Source organism: Streptomyces sp. NPDC056231 (assembly GCF_048270745.1).
Taxonomy (GTDB): Bacteria; Actinomycetota; Actinomycetes; order Streptomycetales; family Streptomycetaceae; genus Streptomyces.
Genome location: NZ_JBLVKW010000074.1, coordinates 1 through 24613, shown reverse-complemented (window position 1 = coordinate 24613; position 24613 = coordinate 1). Strand labels below are relative to the sequence as shown.

At 70.4% G+C, this 24613-nt stretch carries 25 protein-coding genes; 9 read left to right on the top strand and 16 right to left on the bottom strand.

The genetic code is table 11. The features are described 5' to 3' along the window. Positions 1-24: 24 nt before the first annotated feature. Both ACNPQM_RS35380 and ACNPQM_RS35375 read right to left on the bottom strand, forming a co-directional pair. Positions 25-231, bottom strand: a complete 207-nt coding sequence (locus ACNPQM_RS35380; RefSeq protein ID WP_358856255.1) for a DUF5999 family protein — start codon at positions 229-231, stop codon at positions 25-27. A 340-nt stretch (positions 232-571) separates the two neighbouring features. Further along, complete coding sequence (locus ACNPQM_RS35375) at positions 572-1165, bottom strand: hypothetical protein (RefSeq protein ID WP_418087186.1); 594 nt, start codon at positions 1163-1165, stop codon at positions 572-574. Positions 1166-1646: 481 nt separating this feature from the next. On the opposite strand from ACNPQM_RS35375, the gene ACNPQM_RS35370 reads away from it, so the two are divergent. Together ACNPQM_RS35370 and ACNPQM_RS35365 are read left to right on the top strand one after the other, a co-directional pair. After that, positions 1647-3152 (top strand): glutamate-cysteine ligase family protein, encoded by a 1506-nt coding sequence (locus ACNPQM_RS35370; protein ID WP_418087185.1) that lies wholly within the window; start codon positions 1647-1649, stop codon positions 3150-3152. Positions 3153-3474: 322 nt separating this feature from the next. Then, positions 3475-4254 carry a CPBP family intramembrane glutamic endopeptidase gene (locus tag ACNPQM_RS35365; protein ID WP_358856252.1) on the top strand — a complete coding sequence of 260 codons (780 nt, stop codon included), beginning with the start codon at positions 3475-3477 and terminating at the stop codon, positions 4252-4254. A 64-nt stretch (positions 4255-4318) separates the two neighbouring features. Here the strand turns inward: ACNPQM_RS35365 and ACNPQM_RS35360 are convergent, their stop codons facing one another. Then, the gene (locus tag ACNPQM_RS35360; RefSeq protein ID WP_358856251.1) at positions 4319-5140 is read right to left on the bottom strand and encodes a PhzF family phenazine biosynthesis protein; all 822 of its coding nucleotides are present in this window, start codon (positions 5138-5140) and stop codon (positions 4319-4321) included. Between the two features lie 86 nt (positions 5141-5226). Next, a complete protein-coding gene (locus ACNPQM_RS35355) occupies positions 5227-6030 on the bottom strand; it encodes a class I SAM-dependent methyltransferase (protein ID WP_358856250.1) in 804 nt (267 codons plus the stop codon). A 135-nt stretch (positions 6031-6165) separates the two neighbouring features. Here ACNPQM_RS35355 and ACNPQM_RS35350 point away from each other — a divergent pair, with 135 nt between their 5' ends. Beyond that, positions 6166-6786 (top strand): PadR family transcriptional regulator, encoded by a 621-nt coding sequence (locus ACNPQM_RS35350; protein ID WP_418087184.1) that lies wholly within the window; start codon positions 6166-6168, stop codon positions 6784-6786. A gap of 68 nt (positions 6787-6854) precedes the next feature. On the opposite strand, the gene ACNPQM_RS35345 is transcribed toward ACNPQM_RS35350, so the two are convergent. Continuing rightward, positions 6855-7286 (bottom strand): SRPBCC family protein, encoded by a 432-nt coding sequence (locus tag ACNPQM_RS35345; RefSeq protein ID WP_358856248.1) that lies wholly within the window; start codon positions 7284-7286, stop codon positions 6855-6857. Between the two features lie 455 nt (positions 7287-7741). Here ACNPQM_RS35345 and ACNPQM_RS35340 point away from each other — a divergent pair, with 455 nt between their 5' ends. The 3 genes from ACNPQM_RS35340 (at position 7742) to ACNPQM_RS35330 (ending at position 10637) form a co-directional block, all read left to right on the top strand. Next, a complete protein-coding gene (locus tag ACNPQM_RS35340) occupies positions 7742-8293 on the top strand; it encodes a Clp protease N-terminal domain-containing protein (protein WP_418087195.1) in 552 nt (183 codons plus the stop codon). Positions 8294-8514: 221 nt separating this feature from the next. After that, a complete protein-coding gene (locus ACNPQM_RS35335) occupies positions 8515-9525 on the top strand; it encodes an EamA family transporter (protein WP_358856247.1) in 1011 nt (336 codons plus the stop codon). Positions 9526-9746: 221 nt separating this feature from the next. Beyond that, positions 9747-10637, top strand: coding sequence for an EamA family transporter (locus ACNPQM_RS35330; protein ID WP_418087194.1), 891 nt, complete (start codon positions 9747-9749; stop codon positions 10635-10637). A 37-nt stretch (positions 10638-10674) separates the two neighbouring features. Here the strand turns inward: ACNPQM_RS35330 and ACNPQM_RS35325 are convergent, their stop codons facing one another. Further along, positions 10675-11370 (bottom strand): pyridoxamine 5'-phosphate oxidase family protein, encoded by a 696-nt coding sequence (locus ACNPQM_RS35325; RefSeq protein WP_358856245.1) that lies wholly within the window; start codon positions 11368-11370, stop codon positions 10675-10677. 35 nt (positions 11371-11405) lie between these two features. On the opposite strand from ACNPQM_RS35325, the gene ACNPQM_RS35320 reads away from it, so the two are divergent. After that, entirely contained in the window at positions 11406-12737 is a 1332-nt protein-coding gene (locus ACNPQM_RS35320) for an aminotransferase class I/II-fold pyridoxal phosphate-dependent enzyme (protein ID WP_418087193.1), read from the top strand. On the opposite strand, the gene ACNPQM_RS35315 is transcribed toward ACNPQM_RS35320, so the two are convergent. After that, positions 12728-13735, bottom strand: a complete 1008-nt coding sequence (locus tag ACNPQM_RS35315; RefSeq protein WP_358856243.1) for a DMT family transporter — start codon at positions 13733-13735, stop codon at positions 12728-12730. The two genes, ACNPQM_RS35320 and ACNPQM_RS35315, sit on opposite strands and share 10 nt — an antisense overlap. A gap of 74 nt (positions 13736-13809) precedes the next feature. Between ACNPQM_RS35315 and ACNPQM_RS35310 the strand changes: the two genes are divergently transcribed. Then, positions 13810-14739 (top strand): LysR family transcriptional regulator, encoded by a 930-nt coding sequence (locus tag ACNPQM_RS35310; protein ID WP_418087183.1) that lies wholly within the window; start codon positions 13810-13812, stop codon positions 14737-14739. A gap of 24 nt (positions 14740-14763) precedes the next feature. On the opposite strand, the gene ACNPQM_RS35305 is transcribed toward ACNPQM_RS35310, so the two are convergent. Further along, positions 14764-15234, bottom strand: a complete 471-nt coding sequence (locus ACNPQM_RS35305) for a pyridoxamine 5'-phosphate oxidase family protein (protein WP_418087182.1) — start codon at positions 15232-15234, stop codon at positions 14764-14766. 145 nt (positions 15235-15379) lie between these two features. Here ACNPQM_RS35305 and ACNPQM_RS35300 point away from each other — a divergent pair, with 145 nt between their 5' ends. Continuing rightward, the gene (locus ACNPQM_RS35300; RefSeq protein ID WP_418087181.1) at positions 15380-16027 is read left to right on the top strand and encodes a cysteine hydrolase; all 648 of its coding nucleotides are present in this window, start codon (positions 15380-15382) and stop codon (positions 16025-16027) included. A gap of 125 nt (positions 16028-16152) precedes the next feature. Here the strand turns inward: ACNPQM_RS35300 and ACNPQM_RS35295 are convergent, their stop codons facing one another. From ACNPQM_RS35295 to ACNPQM_RS35260, 8 genes are all read right to left on the bottom strand, one after another. Continuing rightward, entirely contained in the window at positions 16153-17799 is a 1647-nt protein-coding gene (locus tag ACNPQM_RS35295) for an amidohydrolase (RefSeq protein ID WP_418087180.1), read from the bottom strand. Then, on the bottom strand, positions 17796-18176 hold the full coding sequence (locus ACNPQM_RS35290) for a cupin domain-containing protein (RefSeq protein WP_418087179.1): 381 nt from the start codon (positions 18174-18176) through the stop codon (positions 17796-17798). The genes ACNPQM_RS35295 and ACNPQM_RS35290 overlap by 4 nt, the downstream gene beginning before the upstream one ends. A 15-nt stretch (positions 18177-18191) precedes the next feature. Beyond that, positions 18192-19613 (bottom strand): NAD(P)/FAD-dependent oxidoreductase, encoded by a 1422-nt coding sequence (locus ACNPQM_RS35285; protein WP_418087178.1) that lies wholly within the window; start codon positions 19611-19613, stop codon positions 18192-18194. After that, positions 19610-20782, bottom strand: coding sequence for an ABC transporter ATP-binding protein (locus ACNPQM_RS35280; protein WP_418087177.1), 1173 nt, complete (start codon positions 20780-20782; stop codon positions 19610-19612). Before ACNPQM_RS35280 ends, ACNPQM_RS35285 begins: the two co-directional genes overlap by 4 nt. Then, a complete protein-coding gene (locus tag ACNPQM_RS35275) occupies positions 20772-21563 on the bottom strand; it encodes an ABC transporter permease (RefSeq protein ID WP_418087176.1) in 792 nt (263 codons plus the stop codon). Before ACNPQM_RS35275 ends, ACNPQM_RS35280 begins: the two co-directional genes overlap by 11 nt. Beyond that, positions 21560-22438, bottom strand: a complete 879-nt coding sequence (locus ACNPQM_RS35270) for an ABC transporter permease (protein ID WP_358856234.1) — start codon at positions 22436-22438, stop codon at positions 21560-21562. The genes ACNPQM_RS35275 and ACNPQM_RS35270 overlap by 4 nt, the downstream gene beginning before the upstream one ends. Positions 22439-22441: 3 nt before the next feature. After that, positions 22442-23563: an ABC transporter substrate-binding protein gene (locus ACNPQM_RS35265; RefSeq protein WP_358856233.1), complete on the bottom strand. Its 1122-nt coding sequence runs from the start codon at positions 23561-23563 to the stop codon at positions 22442-22444. A gap of 197 nt (positions 23564-23760) precedes the next feature. Further along, positions 23761-24363, bottom strand: a complete 603-nt coding sequence (locus tag ACNPQM_RS35260; RefSeq protein ID WP_418087175.1) for a helix-turn-helix domain-containing protein — start codon at positions 24361-24363, stop codon at positions 23761-23763. Positions 24364-24613 lie beyond the last annotated feature (250 nt).

The following is a 24613-nucleotide window of genomic DNA, read 5'->3' as shown; positions in this document are numbered from 1 at the left end:
GGCCCCATTTCTTACGGGCCGCGCTCAGGCGGCCTTCATCACCCGGCCGGAGTCCAGCGGCCGGTGCGGAGCGATGATCTGCCCGTCCGGGAGCAGCTCACCGGTGTCCTCGAAGAGCAGGACGCCGTTGCACAGCAGGCTCCAGCCCTGTTCCGGGTGGTGTGCCATCAGGCGTGCGGCTTCCCGGTCGGCTGAGTCGGCTGTCGGGCAGGGTGGCTTGTGCTGGCACATGGCTGGGTTCTTTCGCTGCGTCGTAGTGGGTGTCCTGCGGCTTGATGAAGTTTTCATGGCTGCCCCCCGTATCTGTCGGTCCGGTTCCAGTGTTGCCCCACGGGCGCCAATCCGCAGGGATTTCGCAGCAGCGGTGCTCCTCCTCTCATGACGCATCACCCGGGCGGACGGTTCAACACAACTGCACTGTCCCTTCGGGTGGTTCGGGATGGCCGGACCGGACTAGTCCGGATGGGGCCGGGGGCGCCCCGCTGTCCCGCGCTGCGTGTCCCGCAGCACTGTGCCCCGCCGCCGGAAACGGCGACTGGGCACAGTACGGCGTGCTGGAGGCGGGACGGGGTCAGGCGGGTGAACCGAGCAGGGGGCCGGGGCCGGGGGTGATGCGCAGGGTCATCACGGGGAGCAGATCGGCGACCCGGTGCGGGCGGTGTGCCGCGATACCCGGTGGGGCGGGAGCCAGCGGTACCAGAAGATCGGTGGGGGCGAGGGTGCCACCCGACGGGTCGGCCTCGATGTCCTCGTGCAGCCACAGCGCCAGCATGTAGAGCTCCGGGATGGACAGCATGCGGGGCTGGTAGCGGGGTGTCATGGTCTCCGTCTGGCGCAGGGCGAGCTCGGTCGATGCGATGTAAGGGCCCTCGAAGAAGTGCGAGAAGGCCCAGCCGTCCGGAGTGAGCATGGTGTCGGCCGCGGCGACGGCCCGCTCCGAGCTGCGGATCAGGAAGCGCCACGCGGTCAGCCGGGTGCGTGGCGCGAGCCCGCTCGGGCCGATCCGGTCCAGCACATGGACGGGGAGCGGGAGTTCGGGGCTCAGAGGTCCCTGGACGGACCGGAGAGCCGGGGTGCGGGCCTCGAGGACTGCGGTGGGTGAACCGAGTGCCGCGAGGACGCTGCGCAGGGCAGGCGCGGGAGCCGGGGGAACATGCAGCGGCATAGTGGGTTGCCTCTCACTTCGGAGACACGGTGATGCGTGGGCGGGTGCAGACGGCGCTGTCGGCGTGCGGGGCCAGAGGAGGCCGGTGACTGGGCCGGTGCGTCAACTCTCTGCCTCGTCCGCGGAGTTTATACGACACGTGTTCACGCAGCGTTTCCCCTAGCCGCCGCAGGTATTTCTGGCAAGGCGGTATCGAGACTTTATTATGCGGAGATTCTATTGATTCGAGGTGAGCCGCGCAGCCGCCACCTGGTGTTTCTCCACAGCCGCGGTAGGCCGAATCGCGTCGGCGTTTTCACCACCACCGGCCAGCGGAAAATGCACCGTGCCACATGCCGTCGGAATGTGCCCGGACGGCCGCCATCAGATTACTGGGTCCGCGCTGTCCAGGGCGGCGTTATGGATCACTTCCCCTGGGCATTATCGATCGTGACGCGAGCGGCCTGGGCCGCGGGCTGCCCACTTGCGGAGGGACGCTTCGATGGGGGAGAAGGTCGTGGCGGGCGCCTTTGATCTGTCCGATCGGCAGAGGTACCGGAGGAAACTCCACCTGTGCCTGGAGGGGCTGGGGAGGCTCCTGGCGGAGCAGAGGTTCGACCGCCCCCGCAACCTCATGGGCATGGAGATCGAGCTCAATCTGGCGGGTTCGGACAGCCTGCCCCGGATGATGAATGCGGAGGTGCTCGAGCGGATCGCGAGCCGTGATTTCCAGACCGAACTCGGGATGTTCAATCTGGAAGTGAACATAGTTCCGCATCGCCTGGCCGGGCGTGTTTTCGATCAGCTGGCAGAGGAGCTCAGGACCGGTCTCGGATATGCGCACCGGAAGGCGGGTGAGGTCGCTGCCGGGATCATGATGATCGGAATACTGCCGACCCTCGGCAGCGCGGACCTGGTCGCGGCGAACCTCTCGGACGTGGACCGCTACACACTGCTCAACGATCAGATAGTGGCGGCGCGCGGCGAGGATTTCGCCCTCGATATCGAAGGCGTGGAGCGATTGGTCTGCACCGCCACCTCGATCACACCCGAAGCGGCCTGTACATCGGTCCAGCTGCATCTGCAGGTCACCCCGGCGCGTTTCGCGGACGTGTGGAACGTCGCCCAGGTCGTCGCCGCCGTTCAGGTCGCGCTCGGCGCCAACTCGCCCTTCCTGTTCGGCAGGGAGCTGTGGCGGGAGTCGCGGCCGCCGCTCTTCCAGCAGGCCACCGACACCAGGCCGCCAGAACTGCAGAACCAGGGGGTGCGCCCGAGGACCTGGTTCGGCGAGCGATGGATCAGCTCGGCGTACGAGCTCTTCGAGGAGAACCTGCGCTACTTCCCGCCGCTGCTCCCGATCTGCGACGGGGAGGACCCGCTGCGTGTGCTCGACGAGGGCGGTGTGCCGGGTCTCCAGGAGCTCGTACTGCACAACGGCACGATCTACCGCTGGAACCGGCCGGTGTACGGCCTGGCCGACGGCGTACCCCATCTCCGTGTCGAGAACCGTGTCCTGCCCGCCGGGCCGACCGTCACCGATGTGATCGCCAACGCCGCGCTCTACTACGGCCTGGTGCGGGCGCTTGCCGAGGAGTCCCGTCCGGTGTGGACCAGGCTGCCGTTTGCCGCGGCGGCCGAGAACTTCGACGCCGCCTGCCGCCGAGGCATCGACGCCGAGCTGGTCTGGCCCCGGCCGGGGCGGTCGGGCGGGCTGACGCGGGTGGCGGCCGTCAAGCTCGTACAGGACGAACTGCTGCCGCTCGCCGCGGCAGGGCTCGACGCCTGGAACATCGAGCCCGCGGACCGCGACCGCTACCTCGGGGTCATCGAGGAGCGCTGCAAACGGCGGGTGAACGGGGCGTCCTGGCAGGTGGACACGTACCACCGGGGGTTGGACGCCGGGCTCGGCCGGGACGCGGCGCTCGCGGCCACCACCCGCCGGTACGCCGAGTTGATGCACTCCGGCGATCCGGTGCACAGCTGGCCGATGGGTCTCCCCGTGTCGTAGCCCGACGGGTGTGCCTCGGCGTGCCCGGTGTCTGCCGCCCCGGCCGGTGCCCGCCCGGGCACGGCTGTTCGGTGGGGCGTAGAGCCATCCCCGCTGCCATCCGTCGCGTAGTCGTCGGGCAAGCTGTTACGTCCCATGCCGGTAGTGCCGCTCCTTGAGGATGAACAAGGAAAAGGGGACCACACCATCGTCAGTGGTGGTCGTCCCCCGGCCGGTCGCGCATGATCTTCGTACCTGCATTCGAGACCGCAGCGGGACGCGGCGAGCGGGACGAGATGCGAATGCACAACTGAAGGCAGGTGTACAGGTGACGGAGGGGTGCGTGGCTGATTCTTGTCCCCGAGAGGTCGTGTCACGGCGGGTTCTGCGGTCCGAAACGGTGCTGGTGCTGGCTCTCTCGCTGGGTGCCAGCGGAGTGTCTGCTCTGATTAGTTTCGTCGGATCGCTGACGAAGCCAGGGGGTTTGAAGCATCAGGCCGCGACGCTCAACAGTTCATACGCCCCGGGACGACCATGGCTGGATCTCGCCTGGCAGCTCTTCGGCATCGCCACGGCCCTGGTCCCCGTGGCGCTGGTGGCGCATCTGCTGATGAGGGAGGGCGTGGGTCTGCGGGCCATCGGCTTCGACCGGACCAGACCCGGTTCGGACCTGGGGCGCGGAACGGTGATCGCGGCGGGCATCGGCAGCGCCGGGCTGGCCTTCTATCTGGTGGCGCGGGCCGCCGGTTTCAACCTCACGGTGATTCCGGAATCGCTGCCCGACGTGTGGTGGAAGTTCCCGGTGCTGATCCTCTCCGCACTCCAGAACGCCGTGCTGGAGGAAGTGATCGTCGTCGGGTATCTGCTGCGCAGACTCGGACAGTTGGGGTGGACGCCGATGGCCGCCTTGGTGGCGAGTTCGGTGCTGCGCGGCTCGTACCACCTGTATCAGGGGATCGGCGGGTTCATCGGCAACATGGTGATGGGCGTCGTCTTCGTGCTGCTGTACCGGCGTTGGGGGCGTGTCGGGCCCCTGGTCGCGGCGCATGCGCTGCTCGACATCGGAGCGTTCGTCGGATACGCGCTGCTGGCCGGCAAGGTGGGGTGGCTGCCCACGCTGTGAGCGGACGGCGGGCAAGCAGGGGCGTACCGGTCATTGCGTACGCCCCTCAGGGCTGTCCCGTCGGTCAGAGCGTAGTCAGCAGTTCTCCGTCGACGACCGTCACCGCGCTGCCCGTCAGCAGTGTGCGGTCGCCGCGCAGCGATGTTCGGACCAGACCGGAACGGGCGGAGGCCTGGAGGCCGGTCAGTTCGTCACGGCCGAACCGGGCCGACCAGAAGGGGGCCAGCGCGGTGTGGGCGCTGCCGGTGACCGGGTCCTCGTCGATACCGACCTGGGGGAAGAAGCCGCGGGAGACGTAGTCGTAGCCGCGGGCCGGGTCCTCGGCGGCAGCCGTGGCGATGATGCCGCGCCGTGAGCAGGTGGCCAGCCCGGCGAAGTCCGGGGTCAGTCCGCGTACGGACTCCTCGTCGGCCAGTTCGACGAGGAGGTCGCCGATATGGGCGCCGGTGTCGTGGACGGACAGCGGTTCCGCGCCCAGGGCGGCGGCCAGTCCGGCCGGGGTGGAGGCCGGCGTGAGTGGGGCTGTGGGGAAGTCGAGTGTGAGCGAGCCGTCCGGGTGGGCGGTGGAGGTGAGGATCCCGCAGCGGGCGGCGAAGCGCACCGTTCCGTCGGCCGTTCCGGTCGTGCGCAGGACGTGTGCCGTGGCGAGGGTGGCGTGCCCGCACATGTCCACTTCGGTGGCCGGGGTGAACCAGCGCAGCGCCCAGTCCGCCTCTCCGCCCGGCGGCAGAGGGTGCGCGAAGGCGGTCTCGGAGAGATTCATCTCCAGAGCGACCTGCTGGAGCCGGTCGGCTTCGGGGAAGGCGTCGGAGTCCAGGAGCAGGACGGCGGCGGGGTTGCCGGTGAACGGGCGGTTGGTGAACGCGTCGACGATTCGGATCCTCATGGGATGACGGTAGAGGTTCTGGAGCGCGGCGGACCAAGGCCAATTCCAGGCCGCCGGCCCGGGATTCCGAGGGCCTCCTCGGGGCGCTACGGCCGGCGCCCCCACGCGGAGACGAGCGGGGCGGTGGCCAGATCGAGGCGTCCGGTGGCGACGTTCTTCAGGTGCCGGTCGATCTCCTCGTCGGTGGCGAGACCCGACGTCACGAGCCGGTCGCGGATCTGGCGCACGGTGGCGGCCTCAAGGACGGTGCATGCCGGTGAGGTGATCGGGAAGTACGCATCGGCCTGCACATCGTCCAGACCCGCCTCGCGCAGCAGTCGGGGCAGGGTCCGGCCGTAGGTGAGGTCTGCACCGCGGGCCGCCATGAGTTCGCGGAATCCTGACCGGAGGCGGTTGGCGAGGCGCTGTTCGGGGCCCGACTCGTCCGGGCACAGCAGCGGCTGCAACCCGGGGTCGGCGTCCTCCAGGAGGAGTACACCACCGGGCCGCAGCGCCTGAATCATGCGGCGCAGCGCCTCGGCACGGTCGGTGACGTGCACCAGGACCAGCCGGGCATGGACCAGGTCGAAGCCACCGGGGGGCGGGGGATCGGCGGCGACATCGTGGCGCAGGACTTCGACGACGTCGTCCGCGGCGCCCTGCGCCCACGACACATCGATGTCCGTCGCGACCACCGCGCCGGTCGGACCGACTCGCGCGGCCAGGCCGGCGGGAACGGAGGGGCCGCCGGCTCCGACCTCCCAGCAGCGCATGCCCGCGGTGATACCGAGGCGGTCGACATGCCGGAAGGTCACCGGGTCGAAGAGTTCGGCGAGGGCGCCGAAGCGGATGCCCGCCTCGTTCTGCCGGTTGTCGAGCAGGTAGCCGTGGTCCGGGCCGGGTGCAGTCATGCCGCATCTCCCTTCGTCCTGTGCGTCTCGGGAGCAAGTATGCAAGGCAAGGACCGTAGGAAGCGATTGTCGTACGAGCGGTTCCGATATATCGTTGAAGCATCGCGACAGATCAACGATGGAAGGAGCGTAGCGATGCGTTCACATGGGCACGAGCATGAGCACGGACATGGGCGCTGCGGGCCCGGTCATCACGGTCGGGGTGACTTCGAGGGCCGCCGTGCCGCATTCGGGCAGTTCGGACCGCCGTTCGGTGGCGGCCCCTTCGGTGGCGGCCCCTTCGGCGGGGGGCGCGGTCGCGGTGGCGGCCGGGGGAGGGCGCGGCGCGGTGACGTACGCGCTTCGATCCTGGCGCTGCTGAAGGACCGGCCGATGCACGGGTACGAGATGATCCAGGAGATCGGCGAGCGCAGTGGCGGGGCCTGGCGGCCCAGCCCCGGCTCGGTCTATCCGACCCTCCAGCTGTTGGAGGACGAGGGGCTGATCGTCAGCGCGAGCGAGGGCGGCAAGAACCTGTTCACGCTCACCGATGCCGGCCGCACCGAGGCGGAATCCGGGCCCGACGCGCCCTGGGAGGAAGCCGGGCGCGGGATCGACTGGGAGAGCGTCAACGAGATCCGGCAGGCCGGCTTCGGTTTGATGGAGGCGTTCGGCCAGGTCTGGAAGACCGGCTCGGCCGATCAGCGCCAGAAGGCGCTGTCGCTGATCAACGACACCCGGAAGAAGCTCTATCTGATCCTTGCCGACGAGCAATGACCCGAGGGATGGTCCCGGTGAAGGGCCCTGTGGCTGAGCCGCGGGGCCCTTCGTTCGTCCGGTGGTGGTCAGGCGGCGACCAGGCCGCCCAGTTTGCGCAGCGACTCCACGAGTGCCGCGGTCGCCGAGTCCTTGAGTTTGCCCGCCATCAGGGAGACCGCGGCTCCGGTGAACTCTCCGTCGATCCGGACCGTGGTGGCATCGCCGTCGGGCGTCAGTGAGTAACGCATCGCCAGGTCGACGCCCATCGGCCCTTTGCCCTTGGTGGTCAGCAGCCGGGCGGTCTCCAGCTCCGCCACGGTCCAGGTCACCTCGGCGGGGAAGCCCATGAGCTTCATGTTCTCCTCGTAGGTGGCCGCGAGTTCGAGTGTGGCGGGGCCGCCTTTGGGGAAGCTGGTGTGGGTGGCGTTCCACTGGCCGTACGCGGTGAAGTCCGTCAGCTGGGCCCAGACCTTCTCGGCCGGCGCTTCGATACGTGCTTCGGCACTGACTTCGGCCATGCGACCACCCCTTCTTGTCGGGTTACGGTGTCGCGGAACGTAGCCGCAGTGGCGAGAACATTCAATACTGATGAACTGTCAGATCTGTTGGGTCCGCTCTGTGTGCCAGATCGGCGCCGCGTCCGACCGGTCGGTGATGCGGGGGTGCAGGCCGTCGGCGTGGCAGTGGAACGCCGCCGGAACAGGTGGGCGGGCAGGGCGTCACGGTGAGCGTGGACCCGGTGGGCGTACTCCCGTCCGTCGGTCGCCGTACGCGTGGTGTGGGGGACGTGTGCGGGCGGCTCGCGGAGCGCAGGGCAAGGCGGCGCGCGCTGTTTCCGGCAATCGGATCCGCGAATGGCGAGATCTCATCCGTAAGGAGGAGGAACCGTTCTGGTGTCCCCAACTTCAGCGGGATGTGTAAATGGGCCCTTCCGGGGATGCTCAGGCGCCCAGGGACTGATGGGGTGAGAGGTGTGCAAAACCGGACGCCGCGGATTCCTCAGCAGCCCGCACCGAACCGAGCTGAACTCGGAGCCAGACTCACCGTGGAGCTGGCCTCGGTGATGACGGGTGCCCGCAGGCGCGCCCTGCGTGACGGTGACCGGCAGATCGACACGGCTCATCTGCTGCATTCCCTCATAGAGTCGGATCCAGAGGTCCGCACCGCCTTCGAGGGCGGACCGCAGCTCGCGAAGGTGCTTGGCTACCTCGTGCAGCGCTCCATCGGTTACGGGCTTCGCTGGCAGGGCACCGTGGAGGACACCGGCGCGGTTCCGGTCGTCACTCAGGTGGCGGCCGAGGCAGGGGACGCGGGGGTGGAGGGCTGGTCGCCCTCGGCTCTGTCGGCGATGGCCGGTGCCAGGGAGCGCGCGGAGCTGCGCGGGGAAGTGCGGGCCGGCGGGCTCGATCTGCTCGCGGCACTCGCCGCCGACCCGGAATGCAGGGCTGTCGAGGTGCTGGAGCGGGCCGGTGTCGATGCGGTGCGGCTCGCCGGCCGGATCGTCGATGCGCCGGGCGGGGACTGACAGCCCCTATGTCGCGCGGGTGCCTCCCCGGACTGCCGATACTCCACATCCGGGACGGACTGATCACGCGGGTACACGACTCCATGGACGGACTGGTAGTCGCCCGGATCGGAGAGCGCGTGCGGTAGTGCGGCGGTCAGGGGCCGCGGTGGTATCGGAGTGTTACGCGCGACAGTGGTCACCGGGGTGACGCTCATGACGACAGCTGTCATGATGTGCCGATGCACGCGTCTCAGGGGAGAAGCGCCGGCCTGGGACTAGCCCTGGCCTCGGCGTTCGCATTCGGTGGTTCCGGGGTGGCGGCCAAGCCGCTGATCGAGGCAGGGCTCGACCCGCTCCATGTGGTGTGGCTACGGGTGGCGGGCGCCGCCCTCGTCATGCTTCCCGTGGCGTGGCGTCACCGGGATCTCGTACGCAGCCGTCCCGTGCTGCTCCTGGGCTTCGGGCTGCTCGCCGTCGCGGGCGTCCAGGCCTGCTATTTCGCCGCTATCTCCCGTATACCCGTCGGTGTTGCGCTGCTGGTCGAATATCTGGCGCCTGCGCTCGTCCTCGGCTGGGTCCGGTTCGTGCAGCGCCGTCCCGTCACCCGGGCCGCCGCGGTCGGTGTCGTTCTCGCGGTCGGCGGTCTCGCCTGCGTGGTCGAGGTGTGGTCCGGGCTGAGCTTCGATGCGGTCGGGCTGCTGCTTGCCCTCGGTGCCGCCTGCTGCCAGGTCGGCTACTTCGTCCTCTCCGACCCGGGGAGCGGGGACAAGGCGGCGGGCGCGGAGCCTCCGCACCCGGTCGGCGTCATCGCGTACGGACTGTTGATCGGTGCAGCCGTCCTCACGGTGGTGGCACGGCCCTGGGAGATGGACTGGTCGGTCCTCGGCGGCAGCACCGGCATGAACGGCACGGAGGTTCCCGCCTGGTTGCTGCTCGGCTGGATCGTGCTGCTCGCCACCGTGATCGCCTATGTCACCGGCGTGATCTCGGTGCGGCTGCTGTCTCCTGCGGTGGCGGGTGTCGTCGCCTGTCTGGAGGCGGTCATCGCTACCGTGCTCGCCTGGGTGCTGCTCGGGGAACATCTCGCAGCGCCGCAGCTCATCGGCGGCGCCATGGTGCTGATCGGTGCGTTCATCGCCCAGTCGTCGACGCCCAAGGCCCCCTCCGGCCCCGTCGCGTCGGGTGTGGGCGGGGGAGTCGTCCGGGGTGCCGTCGAGGGCGAGTTGTCCGCCCGCCGTGCCGCCACGTAAGGTGCCGAGCATGCATCTCACTGTGCTTCCGCCGCCTGCCGCCTAGCGCGGGCCGCCACTCCTGACGAAGACCGGGCTCGGGAAGTCCCCGAGCGGATCGTCGCTGCCCGCGTGCCGAGCCGAGCGACCACCAGCTTTCTTCTTCAGGAGAAGTGCACGTGCCGAATCCTGCTTCCCGCCTGCCCGTTGGGCGGAGCCTGTTCTATCTGATCGTCGCCGGGATGGCCTGGGGGACCGCGGGGGCTGCCGCCTCGCTGATCTTCCGGGTCAGTGATCTCGGCCCTCTTGCCCTCTCGTTCTGGCGCTGCGTCGGCGGTCTCGTGCTGCTGCTCGCCGCGCTCGTGCTGCGGCCACGACGCGCAGCCGTCTCCGCCGAGTCGCGGCGGCGTCGCCTGCTGCGCATCCTTGGGACCGGCGTCGGCCTCACCCTGTTCCAGAGCGCCTACTTCGCGGCCGTCGAAGCGACCGGTCTCGCGGTCGGGACCGTCGTCACTCTTGGCGCCGGGCCCGTACTCATCGCCGTCGGCGCCAGGCTGACCATGGGGGAGCGGCTCGGCGGCGGGGGGCTCGCCGCGGTGCTGGGCGCGCTCGCCGGGCTCGCCGTGCTGGTGCTCGGCGGTGAAGGCGCGGCGGTGCGTCCTGTCGGCGTGGCACTGGCGCTGCTCTCCGCCTCCGGATACGCCGCCATCACCCTGCTGACCCGGTGGCTCGGCCGCGACGGCGGCTCGGACCCGCTCGCCACCAGCGCGTGGGCCTTCGGGATCGGTGCGCTCGGGCTGCTGCCGATGGCGGCTGCGGAAGGACTGGTGCCGCACACCGCGGACGCCGCCCAGGTGGTGTGGCTGCTGGTGTACGTGGCGGCCGTCCCTACCGCGCTCGCCTACGCCCTCTACTTCGCGGGCGCTGCGGCGGTGCGGGCCGCTACGGTGTCCGTGATCATGCTGCTCGAACCGGTGAGTGCCGCGGTCATCGCCGTCGTCGTGCTCCGGGAGCAGCTCACCGCGGCCACGGTGGCCGGCACGCTGCTGCTCCTCGCGGCGGTGGCGGGGCTCGCCGTCGCCGAGACGCGCAACGCGGCGAGTGCCCGCCGCCGGGCGGCCGTTCCCGCCTGACGGTGCGGGGGCGGCCACCGGTGGCCGCCCCCGGGCATCAGAGAACGGTCAGATAGTCAGGCACCGCGATGGCCGGATCGAGGTCGTCCGACGGCTGCGGTGCACGGTAGCCGCGGGCCAGCGGAACGACGCCCGCCCAGTGCGGCAGCGCGAGATCGTCCGGATCGTCGTTCGGGCCTCCGGTGCGCACCTTTGCGGACACCTCGTCGAGGTCCAGCCGGATCACAGCCGTAGCGGCGAGTTCCTTGGCGTTCGCCGGGCGGGAGTCCGCGGTCCGGCCCGGGACGACATGGTCCACGATCGCGTCGAGCGCGGTACGCCGCTCCTCCGGGTCGGTCACCGTGCGGGCGATGCCGTGGACCACCACGGAGCGGTAGTTGATCGAGTGGTGGAAGGCGGAGCGGGCCAGCACCAGCCCGTCGACATGCGTCACCGTGAGGCAGACGGGCAGGCCGGGGGCCGTCTCGCCGGCCTGCCGAAGCGGCCGCGAGCCGGTCGAGCCGTGTACGTACAGCCGCTCGCCGATCCGGCCGAAGAGCGTGGGCAGGACGACCGGTGCGCCGTCGCGGACGAAGCCGAGATGGCAGAGGTAGGCCTCGTCGAGTATCGAGTGGACCAGCTCCCGGTCGTACGACGCCCGCTCCCGGGAGCGGGTCGGGACGGTCCGCTCGGTCGGTTCGTACGAGGCTGTTGCCTCCGGGCCCGTGGGCTGCGGCGGTGCGGTGTCCGGCATTGCCAACTCCATTGCACTAGTGCATAATCATGTTTGTGCTAGAAGAGTATCGGATCGTCGGGCGGCGTGCCTCGGAGATTGCCGCGAGTGTCGAGCGAGCGGTCGGGTCGGGCGAGCTCGCACCCGGGCAAGTGCTGCCGCCCATGCGCGAGTTGGCCACCCAATTGGAGGTCAATCCGAATACGGTCGCGGCCGCCTACCGCATCCTTCGCGAGCGCGGGGTGATCGAGACGGCCGGTCGCCGGGGGAGTCGGGTGCGTCCGCGCCCCGCCAGTACGGCGCGTGGCTCGCTCCGGGTCGAGGCGCCGCCCGGCGTACGCGACCTGGGAGAGGGGAACCCCGATCCGGCGTTGCTGCCACCACTGGACGAGGCGTTCGCGGCGGCCGCGCGGGCGTACGCGGAGCGCCCGGGGATGTACGGAGAAGCGCCGGTGGACCCGGAGTTCGCCGCACTGGCACGCGCAGCCCTCGACGCCGACGCGGTGCCGGCCGGGGCCGTGGCCGTCACCTCCGGATCCTTGGACGCGATCGAGCGGGTGCTGGTCGCTCATCTCAAGCCCGGTGACGCGGTCGCCGTCGAGGACCCCGGCTGGGGCGCCCTGCTCGATCTCGTACCGGCGCTGGGTCTGCGTCCCGTGCCGATCCCCGTCGACGACGAGGGGCCACTGCCCGACGCCGTCGAAGGGGCGCTGAGCGCCGGTGCCCGTGCGCTCGTGGTGACGGACCGCGCGCAGAACCCGACGGGTGCCGTTGTCGGGGCGGCGCGTGCGGAGGAATTGCGCCGTGTTCTCGCCGGTCACCGTGGAGTGCTGCTGATCGAGGACGATCATGGGCACGCCATCGTCGATCTGCCGTTGCATCCGCTGGCGGGTGTCACGGACCGGTGGGCGTTCGTGCGGTCGGTCGCCAAGGCGTACGGGCCCGATCTGCGGGTGGCCGTGCTGACCGGGGACGCGGTCACGGTCGACCGGGTCCTGGGGCGGCAGGGGCTGGGGCCCGGCTGGGTCAGCAGGCTCCTGCAGCGAGCGGTGGCGCACCTGCTGACCTCGGGCGCCGTCGACACCGACGCGGTCGCCCGGTCGTACGGGGAGCGGCGGGACGCGCTCGTCCGGGCGCTGGGGGAGCGCGGTGTCGAGGCGCACGGCCGCAGCGGCATGAATGTGTGGGTGCCGGTGAGCGACGAGACCGGGACCGTCGCCCGGCTGTTGGGCGCGGGCTGGGCGGTGGCGCCCGGGGCCCGGTTCCGGGTCGCCGCACCGCAGGGGGTCCGGCTCACCGTGTCACCGCTCACGGCGGCCGACATCGAGCCGCTGGCGGACGCCGTGGCGGCAGCGGCGGGACCGCTCCGCCCGATGAATTACGGCTGAGCCGGGTCGCGTTCGGTGGTCCGACGGGACGCGGCGAGCGGTCGGGACTTGGGCTTACGGGCTCTGCTCTGGGTCAGGGCGGCGCCCGTCAGGACGATCACGGCGCCGACCGGAGTGTTCCAGGTCAGCTGTTCGCCGAGCAGGGCGACCCCCGCCGCGGTGGCGATGACCGGAATGAAGTACGTGACCATCTGTGCGGTCGTCGGTCCGACCTCCTCGACCAGGCCGTACTGCATCAGCACCGCAAGGCCCGTACCGAGCGCCCCCAGTGCGACGACGGCGAGTGTCGGCAGCAGGGGAAAGCCCTCCGGGGCCGACGTGAACAAAGGGGTGACCAGGGCGATCTGCACGGTGCCGAGGAAGAGCTGGCTGCCGGTCAGGGCGAGGGTGGACGACCCGCTGCCCGCCAGGGTCCTGCGGACGTAGATCCAGCCGACCGGGTAGCTGAGGGAGGCGAGGAGCGCCATCGCCGTGCCTCTGAAGTCCAGCCCGGAGAAGCCCTGCCAGGCGCCCAGTACCGTCAGCACACCGAGAAAGCCGAGGCCGAGTCCCGCCACGCGGCGGCGGGTCGGCCGGTCCTCGGAGAGCGCGACGAGGGACAGCGCCATGCCCCACAGCGGCGAAGTGGCGTTGCAGATGCCGGCCAGTGTCGACGGGATGGTCTGTTCGGAGTAGGCGAAGAGCGAGAACGGCAGCGCGTTGAGGAAGAACGCGGCGACGGCGAGGTGGCCCCAGGTGCGGGCGGCGCGCGGCAGCCGCTCACGGCGCACCACCATGGCGACGGCCAGCACCGCTGTCCCCGACAGCAGCCGGCCGAGCGTCACCTGGAACGGGGCGTACGCGTCGGTGCCGACCTTGATCAGGAGAAAGCTGAAGCCCCAGATGAGCGACAGCGCCGCGAAGCGGATCCGCCAGTCCAGTGCGGGGCGGCGTGCGGAGGAGGGGGCGGGAGCACCGGTCGCCCGAGTGGGGGCGGCGGTCGCGGTGGGGGCGGTCATGAGGACAACGATGACGAATCCAACCGCGTAGGACAAGTGAGACTTTATGCAAGTCTTCGCGTAGCATCGCTTACATGTTGAACCTCGAGCGCCTGCGCACCCTGGACGCTCTCGCCCGCTTCGGTTCAGTGGGCGGCGCGGCCGAGTTCCTGCATGTCACGACGTCGGCAGTCTCCCAGCAGCTGGCCAAGCTGGAGCGCGAGGTGAGGCAGCAGCTCCTTGCCAGGAACGGCCGCGGGGTCCGGCTCACCGACGCGGGGCAACTGCTTGCCGACCATGCCGCGAGGATCCTGTCCCAGGTCGAGCTGGCGCAGTCCGACATCGAGGCCCAGCGCGGAGCGGTGGTGGGCGAGATCCGGCTCGGCGCGTTTCCCACCGCAGCGCGCGGACTGTTCCCGGCGATGCTTGCCACGCTGCGCGCGGACCACCCCGAACTGAAGGTGCGCACCGCCGAGTTGGAGCCGGAAGCCGGTATCCGTGCCGTGATGCGGGGTGATATCGACTTGGCGGTGGTGCTCGACTGGAGCAACAAGAGGCTGCCGGTCCCCGGTGGTCTGACGATGGCCGAACTGCTCGACGACGCACCGGACATCGCGATGCCGGCCGGTCACCCGCTCGCGGACCGGACGGAAGTGGATCTGGAGGACTTCGCCGAAGACGACTGGATCTCCTGGCCGGAAGGCGAGTTCTGTCACGACTGGCTGATGTTCACGCTGCGCTCCAAGGGAATCGAGCCGCGCATCGCTCATCTCGCGGGCGAACACCACACCCAGCTCGCACTGATCGCCGCCGGGGTGGGCGTCTGCGTGGCGCCCCGGCTGGGGCGGGGGGCTGTGCCGGAAGGGGTGCGGCTCGTGCCCGTGCGGCAGAAGATGAGACGGCACGTCCACGCCGTGTGGCGGGTGGACGCGGACCGTCGCCCGTCGATCAGGGCGGCGGTTGCGGCCCTGCGTGCGGCGGGCCGGGATTTCGACGCTCCGTTGAACGGGGACGGTGCGGCCTGACCTCGTGGAGGCGGGGCGATGGAATCAGGCCGGGTTTGCCAGCTTCCGGAAGTCCCAGGAGGTGATCGCCTCCGGGGTGAGCCGCAGCCACGCGTGCCGCCCGTCGTGCGGCATCACGTCCATTCCGAAGTACTTCGCCGCGAACAGCCGCTCCGGGAGGTCCAGTTCGGGACATGCCTCGCCGGTACGAGGGGCCTCGCCGACGAAGGCTGCCTCGCCCGACAGTTCGACGCCACGGAGTTCTCCGTACTCCACTCCGTCGTCGACGACCACCGCGATCTTCGGGTCCTGGCGCAGCTGTGACCAGCGCAGGGACCGGGTGATCGAGTACAGCCAGAGCGAGGTGCCGTCCCAGGCGAACCAGAGTGCGCCGATGTGCGGGCGGCCGTCGGCGGAGACGGTGGCGACCCGACAGGTGCGCTGCTTCGCGAGGTACGTGTCGCGTTCCGCGTCCGTCATCATGATCCGACGGCCCCGTCGCTGAGTGACGGCCATGGGGCGCCCCTTCCAATGAGCTGACTAGGTGTCAGAAATCATGGATCCTCTTCCCTCCTGGCGCAATGGCCGTTAGCCTCGCGCGCGCCCAACCGTCAACAGAAGGACCGCCTGTAGACACCAGGAGCCACCGAGAGGGGCAGCCGTGCCGTCCAGGGAACAGGTCGCCGAGCAGCTCGATCCGGCCACCACCGTGCTTCTGACGGTCGAGTGCCAGCAGGGCGTCGTGGGCCCCGACAGCGCACTGCCCGAACTCGCCAAGGAGGCAAGCGGATCCGGCGCTCTCCACCATGTCGCTCGGCTGGTCGCAGCCGCCCACGAGGCCGGTGTCCAGGTGCTGCACGCGGTCGCCGAACGGCGCCCCGACGGGCGCGGTGCCAACCACAACGCCCGCCTCTTCCGGGCCGCCGGACGCCTGCCCGTGCAGCAGCACTCCGGAACTACGGCGGTCCGGATCGCCGCCCCCATCGAGGTGGCCGACGAGGACATCGTCGTACGGAGGCTGCACGGCCTCTCGCCCATCGCCGGCACCGATGTGGACGCGCTGCTGCGCAATCTCGGCTGCCGCACCCTCGTCGTCGCCGGCGTCTCGGCCAATGTCGCCATCCCCAACGCCGTCTTCGACGCCGTGAACCTCGGGTACACGGCGGTCGTGCCGTCCGATGCCATCGCGGGGGTGCCCGCCGACTACACCCCCGTGATGATCCGTCACACGCTCGCCCTCGTCGCCACCGTCACCACCACGCACGACGTGCTGGACTGCTGGCAGGGCCCCCGGAGGGCCAGGTCCTAGGGTGTGTTTCGAAAGGAGCGTCGTCCGCCCGTAGGGCGGGCCGGACGCCGCCCGGCAGGCGGGACTTTCGAAACACACCCTGGTGGACCACGCCACTTCCCAGCGATGCTCCGCCGTCCGGCCACTCACTCGGCGTGGACCACCTCCCCCGCGACGAGGGTGAGCACCGAGCGGGTGCAGGCCACCTGCGCGTCCGGGGCGAAGAGGTCCCGGTCGAGGACGGCGAGGTCCGCCGCCATGCCCTCGCGCACCAGGCCGACCTCGTCGTCGTTGCCGTTCACCCAGGCCGAGCCCGCGGTGTAGGCACTCAGGATGTCGGTGAGCTCCAGCCGCTCCCCGGGCACGAACGGACGGTCGGCGTCCGGCCACTTGGCGTGCGCCGAGCCGGGCGGTTCGGTGCGGTGCACGGCCACGTGCATGGCCTGCCACGGGTCGGCCGTGGTGACCGGCCAGTCGCTGCCCCCTGCGAGCCGGGCGCCGCTGTCCAGCAGCCCACGGAACGGGTACTGTCGGTCGGCTCGTCGCTCGCCCAGCAGCGGGTTGGTCAGCTCGTCGGTCTGCTGGTGGTGGGTCGCCCACAGCGACTGGACGTTGGCGGCCACCCCCAGCCCGGCGAAGCGGCTTATGTCCGCGTCGTCGACCAGCTGCACATGGGCGATGTGGTGGCGCCGGTCGCGCTCCCCGTTCGCGCGGACGGCGGCCTCGACCGCGTCCAGGCACTCGCGGACCGCGCGGTCGCCGATCGCGTGGAAGTGCACCTGGAAGCCGGTGGCGTCCAGCCGGGTCACCGCCTGGGCGAGCAGCTCGGCCGGCACGTTGGAGTGGCCGAGGTTCCCGGTGGCGCACCCACAGGAGTCCAGGTACGGCTCCAGCAGGGCGCCGGTGCCGTTCTCCAGCACGCCGTCCTGCATCACCTTGACCGCACCGGCCCGGAATCGGCGGCCGGGCTCGCCGCGGCGTGCCACCAGGTCGTCCAGCTGTTCCAGCCCGCGGTCACGGTCCCACCACAGGGCGCCGGTGACCCGGGCCTTCAGCAGTCCCTCGGCGTCGGCCCGGCGGTAGGCGGCGAGCGTGTCGCCGGCCCCGCCGTAGGCGCCGACGATGGCGTCCTGCCAGCCGGTGATGCCGTACTGGAAGAGGTGGGTCTGCGCGTGGCGGAGCGCCGCGAGCTGGTCCTCGACGGTGTCCTGCGGAAGCAGCCGGGCCACCAGGTCCATGGCGCTCTCGTGCAGCACACCGGTGGGCCGGCCGGCCGCGTCGCGCTCGATCCGCCCGGCAGGCGGGTTGGGGGTGGCCGCGTCGATCCCGGCGCGCTGAAGTGCCACCGAGTTGACCCAGGCCGAGTGGTGGTCGGCGTTGGGCAGGAAGACGGGCCGGTCCGGGACGACCGCGTCCAGCGGTTCCCGGGTGGGCCAGCCGCCGGGGAAGCAGTCCATGGTCCAGCCGCCGCCCAGAATCCACGGCTGCCCTGGGTGGGTGGCCGCGTACTTGCGGACGGTCTCGAGGCAGCTCTCCGCGTCGGTGGCGCCGGTGAGGTCGCAGCGCAGCGCCTCCAGGGCGCCCCAGACGGGGTGGATGTGCGCGTCCTGGAGGCCGGGCACCACGGTCCGGCCGGCCAGGTCGACCGCTTCGGCCGGCCGGCCGACGGCCCGGCGTACCTCCGCGTCGGTGCCGACGGCCGTGATCCGGCCGCCGGCCACGGCGACGGCTGTCGCGTGGGGGCGCTGCGGATCGCCGGTCCACACCCGGCCGCCGTGCAGGACCAAGGTCATGCGCCGGCCCCGTGGGTGCGCGCCACGTACACCTTGCGGAGGGTCTCGTGGATCTGCCAGGTGCCGCGCCAGCCGGCCGCCATCGTCAGGGTGGAGCCGGCCCGGAGCTCGAAGGCCTCACCGCCCTCGGCACGGACGGTGGCGGACCCGGTCAGCACCTGGCAGACCTCGTCGTAGCCGTCGCGGGTGGCGGTGAAGTGGCCGGGGTCGCACTCCCAGACGCCGACCTCCACCAGGCCGTCGGGCGAGTGCCACAGGGTGCGGGTGGTCTCCTGCTGGCCGGTGGTGCTCGTGGGCTTGGGCCTCGCGGGGGGCAGGTCGGCGCTCGCCGCGTCGGCGAGGAAGGCGACGGCAGGGACGAGGGCAGTGGTGTCCATGAGGGTCTGCTCCTTTCAGCGGCCGCTGATGAGGTTGGCGACGCGTGCGATGACGGAGGTGCGGTCAAGACCGGAGTTCTCGTGCCGGTCGGCGGCTCGGTAGGCGACGTAGAGGCTGCGCACGCCCAGCCAGCGCAGCGGCTCCGGTTCCCAGCCGCGCACCTTGCGGTCGACCCAGGGAAGCCGGGTGAGGTCGGTCTTCTGACGCAGGATCAGGTCGCGCAGGGTGCGTCCGGCGAGGTTGGTTGTGGTCACGCCGTGCCCGACGTAGCCGCCGGCCCAGCCGAGCCCGGTCTTCTCGTCCAGGTGGACGGTGGCGCACCAGTCGCGCGGCACACCCAGCACGCCGGACCAGGTGTGGTCGATGGCGACGCCCTCGGTGGCCGGGAAGTGCTGCCGCAGGATGGCCTGCAGCTGCATCTGGGTGGCCGCCCGGGTCTCACCGCGCTGATCGACGTGGGAGCCGAACATGTACGGGATGCCGCGCCCGCCGATGGCGATGCGGCCGTCGGTGGTGCGCTGGATGTAGCAGTAGGAGTTGGCCTCGTCGCCGATCAGTTCGGCGCCGCGCCAGCCGATCTCCTCCCACGCGGAGGCGGGCAGCGGCTCGGTGACGATCATGCTGCTGTTCATGGGCAGCCAGACCCGGCGGTGGCCGCGCAGCCCGGCGGTGAACCCCTCCAGCGCCCGGATGACGTACGTCGCCTTGACGGTGCCGTGCGGGGTGACCGCCTCGCGCGGGCGAATCTCGGTGACCTCGGTGCCCTCGTAGATGGCCACGCCCATCCGCTCGACCACGTCGGCCAGGCCCCGGACCAGCTTGGCGGGCTGGATGCGGGCGCAGTGCGGGCTCCACTGGGCGTAGCGGGCGCCGGCGACGCGTACCCGCTCGGCGAGCTGGTCCGCGTCGAGTTCGACCATGTCGTCCTCGCCCCAGCCTTCGGCACGCAGCGTCGGCAGCCCTTCGCGCAGCCGTCGCTCCTGCGCGGCGTTGGTGGCGACGTGCAGCAGGCCGTCCTTCTGGATGCCGGCATCGATGCCTTCCTCGGCGGCGACGCGGATGACCTCGTCGACGGAGGAGAACATCTCGCGCTGCATGGCGACGGCGGGCTCTTGGCCGTGCGACTTGGCGTAGCGGCGCATCTGGCCGGGCGGCTCGGCGCTGAGCCAGCCGCCGTTGCGGCCGGAGGCGCCGAAGCCGGCGAACTCCTTCTCCAGGACGGCGATCCTGAGGTCGGGCTGGGCCTGCTTGAGGTAGTAGGCGGTCCACAGGGAGGTGTAGCCGCCGCCGACGAGTGCGACGTCGACGTCCAGGTCGCCGGGCAGGGCGGGGCGGCGGGCGGGGATGCCGCCCTCCCGGAACCAGAAGGAGACGTCGCCGTTGACGAAGGTGGAGCTGGTGAGGGGAGTGCCGCTCGGGGTGGTGGTCGTGCTCATCGTCCGCTCTTTTCCGCGGCGGCGACCGGGATCCGGTCACCAGAAGTGGGTGGGTGGGTGGTGCCGGTCGCATCGTCGAGCAGGACACCGCGTTCGACGTCCCAGACCACGGTGACCTCGTCGCCGTGGCGGACGCCGGACAGCCGGTCGGCCTGCTCCCGGGCGAGCAGCACCGTGCCGTCGGGCAGGGCGAGTTCGAGCTTGCGGCCGGAGCCCAGGTAGATCTCCTGGGTGACGCGGGCGGGAAGCGCGTTGGCCCCGGGGGCGACCGGCGCGGCGGCCGGCTGCACCCTCAGGAGCTCGGGGCGGATGACGACGGCGGCCGTGCTGCCCTGGGTGGGCCGGCCGGAGACGCGTACGGTGCGGTCGCCGACCCGCAGGCAGGAGTCGTCGCCGTCCGGCTCCGTGCGTCCGCGGATGACGGAGGACTCGCCGAGGAACTCCGCCACGAAGAGGCTGCGGGGCTTTTCGTAGAGTTCACTCGCGGTGCCGACCTGCTGGATGCCCCCGTCGTTGAAGACGGCGATGCGGTCGGAGAGGACCAGTGCCTCCTCCTGGTCGTGGGTGACGAAGACGAAGGTGGAGCCGACCTCCTTGTGTACCCGCTTGATCTCCAGCTGGAGTGATTCGCGCAGCTTCTTGTCGAGCGCGCCGAGCGGCTCGTCCATCAGCAGCACGCTCGGCTCGTACACCACGGCCCGGGCCAGGGCGATGCGCTGCTGCTGGCCGCCGGAGAGTTCGCGCGGCTTGCGGTGGCCGTAGTCGCTGAGCCGCACCGTCTTCAGTGCCGCTTCGACCATCTCGGTGCGGCGGGCCTTGGGCACCTTGCGCTGCTTGAGCGGGAAGGCGACGTTCTCCGCGACGGTCATGTGCGGGAAGAGCGCGTAGTGCTGGAAGACCATGCCGATGTCGCGCCGGTGCGGCGGCAGGTCCTGCATCTGCTTGCCGCCGATGGTCAGCGTGCCCGAGGTGGCGGTGGTGAACCCGGCGATGATGTTGAGGGTGGTGGTCTTGCCGGAGCCGCTGGGGCCCAGCAGGGTCATGAACTCGCCTGGTTCGATGACCAGGGAGACGTCGTCGACGGCGACGGAGTCCGCGTACTCCTTGCGCACCTGCGCCAGTTCGATGCGGGCTCCGCGCGCCTTGATCGGGCTGGTCTCAGCGGACACGGTTCCTCCTGGCGGTGGCGAAGGTGGCGGCCAGCACGAGCACCGTGGTGAAGACGATGATCAGGGTGGCGGCCGCGGCGATGGTGGGGTCGGTGTCCCGGGTGACGCTGGCGAACATCTTGACCGGCAGGGTCTGCAGATAGGGACTCTGGATGAACAGCGAGACCACGACTTCGTCGAAGCTGGTGACGAAGGCGAACAGGGCGCCGGAGACGACGCCGGGGGCGATCAGCGGGAGGGTCACCTGCCGGATGGCGCCCCAGCGGGTGGCGCCGCAGATCAGTGCGGCGTCCTCCAGCCGTTGGTCGAAGCCGCGCAGGCTCGCCGTCACCGGGATGATCACGAACGGCAGGGCCAGCACGGTATGGGCGGTGACGAAGCCGAGCAGGGTGCCCAGCAGGTTGTACTGGAGGAAGAGCGCGTAGAGGCCGATGGCGACCACCACGGTCGGCACGATCATGGGTGCCAGCAGCAGCCCGTACGATCCCTTCACCCAGCGTGAGCCGGAGCGGGTGAGCGCGATCGCGGCGGCGGTGCCCAGGGCGGTGGCCACCACCGCGACCAGCACGCCGACCTGGAGCGAGGAGAGCAGTGCGTCGGTCCACCGGGGGTCGGTGAAGAAGTTGGCGTACCAGCGGGTGGACCAGCCGCTCGGCGGGAACACCAGGGACGCCTTGTCGGTGAAGCTGAGCGGGATCACCACGAGCGTCGGCGCGATGAGCCAAAGGCCCACCAGCACGCTGAACGCCCAGAGTGCGATCCGTGCGGGTCCGGTTCTCATCGGGCACCTCCCCGGGTACGGGTGATTCGCAGGATGACGCCGACCAGTCCCAGCAGGACCAGCGTCACCGCCAGCAGCACCACGCCCATCGCTCCGCCGCGACCCCACGCGAGCAGCCCGTTGACCTGGGTGAAGATCTGCTGCGAGATCAGCGCCTGGTCGGGCGAGCCCAGCAGGGCCGGGGTGACGTAGAACCCGAGCGACGTGATGAACACGGTGAGCGCACCGGCGCCCACCCCGGGCAGCGACAGCGGTACGAAGATGCGCAGGAACGCGGTGGCCGGGCGTGCCCCCATGCCCTGTGCGGCGTCCAGGAGCCGGCGGTCGATGCCGCTCATCACCGCGTACAGCGGCAGCACCATGAACGGCATCAGCACCTGGGACGTGCCGATCACCACCCCGGCGGTGGTGCGGATCAGTTGCAGCGGGCCCAGCCCCACGGTGCCAAGGATCTGGTTGACCACGCCGCTGTCCTGGAGCAGCACCACCCAGGCGAAGGTGCGCACCATCAGGCTGGTCCAGAACGGCAGCAGCACCAGCAGGGTGAGCCAGATCCGCGCCCGGGCGCCGACCACGGTCATCAGGTAGGCGTACGGGTAGGAGAGCACCAGGGTCACCAGGGTGACGACCGCGCCGACCGTCAGCGTGCGCACCAGCGTGGCGAGGGCGACGTCGCTGGTGAAGAACCAGGAGTAGTTGCCCGCGCCGGGCGTCGGCTCGCTGACGCTGCGCCAGGCCATCAGGCACAGCGGCACCAGGAAGAGCACGGCCAGCAGGACCAGTGCGGGCAGCAGCAGCCACCCCCACCGGGTGCCGGCGCCCTTGCGGGGCCGGCCGCTGGTGGCCGGAGAGGCGATCTCGATCAGGGCTGTCATGGGTTACCGCGCCAGCCAGTCGGACCACTTGGAGATGATCTGCTCCTGGTTCTGCGCCCACCAGGCGTTGTCGAGCTTGAGGACCTGCGCCTGGCGCTCGGGAGTGGAGGTGAGGTACTCCCTCGCGGCCGGGTCGAGTTCGGGCTTGGCATCGGAGTTGATCGGCGAGTACGAGGTCTTCTCGGTGAGCTTGGCCTGCTGGTCGGCGCCCAGGTAGGAGTTGATGAGTGCCATGGCGGCCTTGGGGTTCTTCGCGCCCTTGGGCACGGCGAGCGAGTCCGCTATCGGCATGAACTGGTTCCACTGCGGGGCGAACTTGGCGCCGTTCTGCACGGCCGAGTAGGCGCGGCCGGTCCACACCATCGCCATGGAGACCTCACCCGACTCCAGCAGCTGCTGGGAGCGGGCTCCGGTGTCCCAGAAGACCAGCGAGGAACGCACGCTGGTGAGCTTCTTCAGGCCCCGGTCGACATCGAGCGGGAAGAGCTTGTCGGGGGCGACCCCGTCCGCGATCAGCGCCGCCTCCAGTGGACCGGGGGCCGCGTCCGAGGGCACACCGGGGATGGCGCGCTTGCCGGGGAACTTGGCGGTGTCGAAGAAGTCCGTCCAGCCCTTGGGCGGGTTGTCGCCGAACTTGGACTTGTCGTACATCAGCACCATGCCGTACGTCATGGCCGGCACCGAGCACTTGCCCACCATGTCCTTGGGCAGCTTCGAGGTGTCGACGACAGTGGTGTCGAGCGGCATCAGCAGCTTGCCGCACTGGCGTTCGGCCCAGATGGAGTCGGTGTCCACCACGTCCCAGGTGACGTTCTTGGCGTCGACCTGGGCCTTGATCTTGGTGTAGTCGGTGGGGCCGTCGGAAAGCACCTTGGCGCCCGACTCGGTGGCGAACGGCTTGACGGCCGCGGCCTCCTGGCCGTCCTGGTAGATGCCGCCGTAGGAGGTGAAGGTGAGGGTGACGCCGTCGAGCGCGCCCTTCTTGACCTTGCCGGCCACGGCCGGACCGGGGCCCAGGTCGATGTCGGCCGCGGCGGGGCCGGTGCCGGCGCAGCCGGTGAGGGACAGCAGCAGGGCACTGGCAGCAGCGGTACACCCTATGATTTTGCGCGATATTCCGGGCATTACTGACTCCAAGAAGGGAGGGTGAAGGCACTCGAGGGCGATGAGGGCGCGAAGCGCGCGGCGACAGGAGCGCACAGGGCGCGCGCCACGGGAGGGGTGGCGGCAGGACAAGGTGGGAGGCGCGCCCCTGGGGTGCGAAGGCGGCGCACCAGGGGGAGGGAAGTGCAGCGGGGGGGGGGAGATACGGCGAAAAGAGGTCAGTCCGGTGTCGGCGGGCTGATGATCCAGAGGATTTCGGCGGGTGTTTCGTGGCTGTTGACCACGCGGTGCGGCACGGAGGAGCGGTACTCGATGCTGTCGCCGGCCTCCAGGTCGTGGGCGCGGCCGTCGAGTTCGACCCGCACGGCACCGCTGATCACCAGGAGGATCTCCTGCGAGTCGCCATGGGTGTAGGCGTCGTCGCCGGTGGAGGCCCCTGGGTCGAACTCGCCCGCGTACACCTCCAGATGACTGAGCGGGCGCTGTGAAATGAGTAATTTGCGACTACCGGGAGCGGTGTGCAGCATCGGCCGGTCGGCCCGCCGCACCACCCTCGGACCGGGCTCACTGTCCTGGTCGAACAGGTCGGCCACGGTGACGCCGAGTGCCACGGCGATCCGCCGCAGCATGCCGATGGAGCAGTTCACCTGTCCGCGTTCCAGCTGGCTGAGGAACCCGGGGCTGGCCTGGGCTGTCTCTCCCAGGGCCCGCAGCGACATCCGCCGCATCATCCGGTACTCCCGAATGCGGGCCCCCAGAGCCGCGTCGGCGGCGCCGTCGGTGAAACCGTCGACTGGGCTCGGCAACGAACAATCAGTCATGAGCGAACACCTGATGCGTTTTCAGCGAACACTTTGTTCGCTGGAGTGATACGGACCGTATGCCGATGTGATCTGCGACGCAATACCCTCCCTGCGCCGTCACCGGAACGTGACCACCGCGTGCTGGCTCGTAGTAGGGCTCCGTTGAATCCCGTGCTTGACTCTGTCGGGGATCTTGGAGTTTCGCTGTGCGGCGGCGTGGTCAACAAGCATGCTCGTGTCGTTCCGATGACCGATGCAGCTGCCGAGG

What these genes read in the sequence shown, in the direction of transcription:
- ACNPQM_RS35285 (WP_418087178.1), bottom strand. Translation starts at nt 19,613, where the DNA reads ATGAGCACGACCACCACCCCGAGCGGCACTCCCCTCACCAGCTCCACC.
- ACNPQM_RS35315 (WP_358856243.1), bottom strand. Translation starts at nt 13,735, where the DNA reads ATGACCGCCCCCACCGCGACCGCCGCCCCCACTCGGGCGACCGGTGCT.
- ACNPQM_RS35310 (WP_418087183.1), top strand. Translation starts at nt 13,810, where the DNA reads ATGTTGAACCTCGAGCGCCTGCGCACCCTGGACGCTCTCGCCCGCTTC.
- ACNPQM_RS35290 (WP_418087179.1), bottom strand. Translation starts at nt 18,176, where the DNA reads ATGGACACCACTGCCCTCGTCCCTGCCGTCGCCTTCCTCGCCGACGCG.
- ACNPQM_RS35380 (WP_358856255.1), bottom strand. Translation starts at nt 231, where the DNA reads ATGTGCCAGCACAAGCCACCCTGCCCGACAGCCGACTCAGCCGACCGG.
- ACNPQM_RS35355 (WP_358856250.1), bottom strand. Translation starts at nt 6,030, where the DNA reads ATGACTGCACCCGGCCCGGACCACGGCTACCTGCTCGACAACCGGCAG.
- ACNPQM_RS35265 (WP_358856233.1), bottom strand. Translation starts at nt 23,563, where the DNA reads ATGCCCGGAATATCGCGCAAAATCATAGGGTGTACCGCTGCTGCCAGT.
- ACNPQM_RS35375 (WP_418087186.1), bottom strand. Translation starts at nt 1,165, where the DNA reads ATGCCGCTGCATGTTCCCCCGGCTCCCGCGCCTGCCCTGCGCAGCGTC.
- ACNPQM_RS35345 (WP_358856248.1), bottom strand. Translation starts at nt 7,286, where the DNA reads ATGGCCGAAGTCAGTGCCGAAGCACGTATCGAAGCGCCGGCCGAGAAG.
- ACNPQM_RS35275 (WP_418087176.1), bottom strand. Translation starts at nt 21,563, where the DNA reads ATGAGAACCGGACCCGCACGGATCGCACTCTGGGCGTTCAGCGTGCTG.
- ACNPQM_RS35295 (WP_418087180.1), bottom strand. Translation starts at nt 17,799, where the DNA reads ATGACCTTGGTCCTGCACGGCGGCCGGGTGTGGACCGGCGATCCGCAG.
- ACNPQM_RS35305 (WP_418087182.1), bottom strand. Translation starts at nt 15,234, where the DNA reads ATGGCCGTCACTCAGCGACGGGGCCGTCGGATCATGATGACGGACGCG.
- ACNPQM_RS35260 (WP_418087175.1), bottom strand. Translation starts at nt 24,363, where the DNA reads ATGACTGATTGTTCGTTGCCGAGCCCAGTCGACGGTTTCACCGACGGC.
- ACNPQM_RS35325 (WP_358856245.1), bottom strand. Translation starts at nt 11,370, where the DNA reads ATGCCGGACACCGCACCGCCGCAGCCCACGGGCCCGGAGGCAACAGCC.
- ACNPQM_RS35330 (WP_418087194.1), top strand. Translation starts at nt 9,747, where the DNA reads ATGGCCTGGGGGACCGCGGGGGCTGCCGCCTCGCTGATCTTCCGGGTC.
- ACNPQM_RS35360 (WP_358856251.1), bottom strand. Translation starts at nt 5,140, where the DNA reads ATGAGGATCCGAATCGTCGACGCGTTCACCAACCGCCCGTTCACCGGC.
- ACNPQM_RS35350 (WP_418087184.1), top strand. Translation starts at nt 6,166, where the DNA reads ATGCGTTCACATGGGCACGAGCATGAGCACGGACATGGGCGCTGCGGG.
- ACNPQM_RS35270 (WP_358856234.1), bottom strand. Translation starts at nt 22,438, where the DNA reads ATGACAGCCCTGATCGAGATCGCCTCTCCGGCCACCAGCGGCCGGCCC.
- ACNPQM_RS35370 (WP_418087185.1), top strand. Translation starts at nt 1,647, where the DNA reads ATGGGGGAGAAGGTCGTGGCGGGCGCCTTTGATCTGTCCGATCGGCAG.
- ACNPQM_RS35335 (WP_358856247.1), top strand. Translation starts at nt 8,515, where the DNA reads ATGCACGCGTCTCAGGGGAGAAGCGCCGGCCTGGGACTAGCCCTGGCC.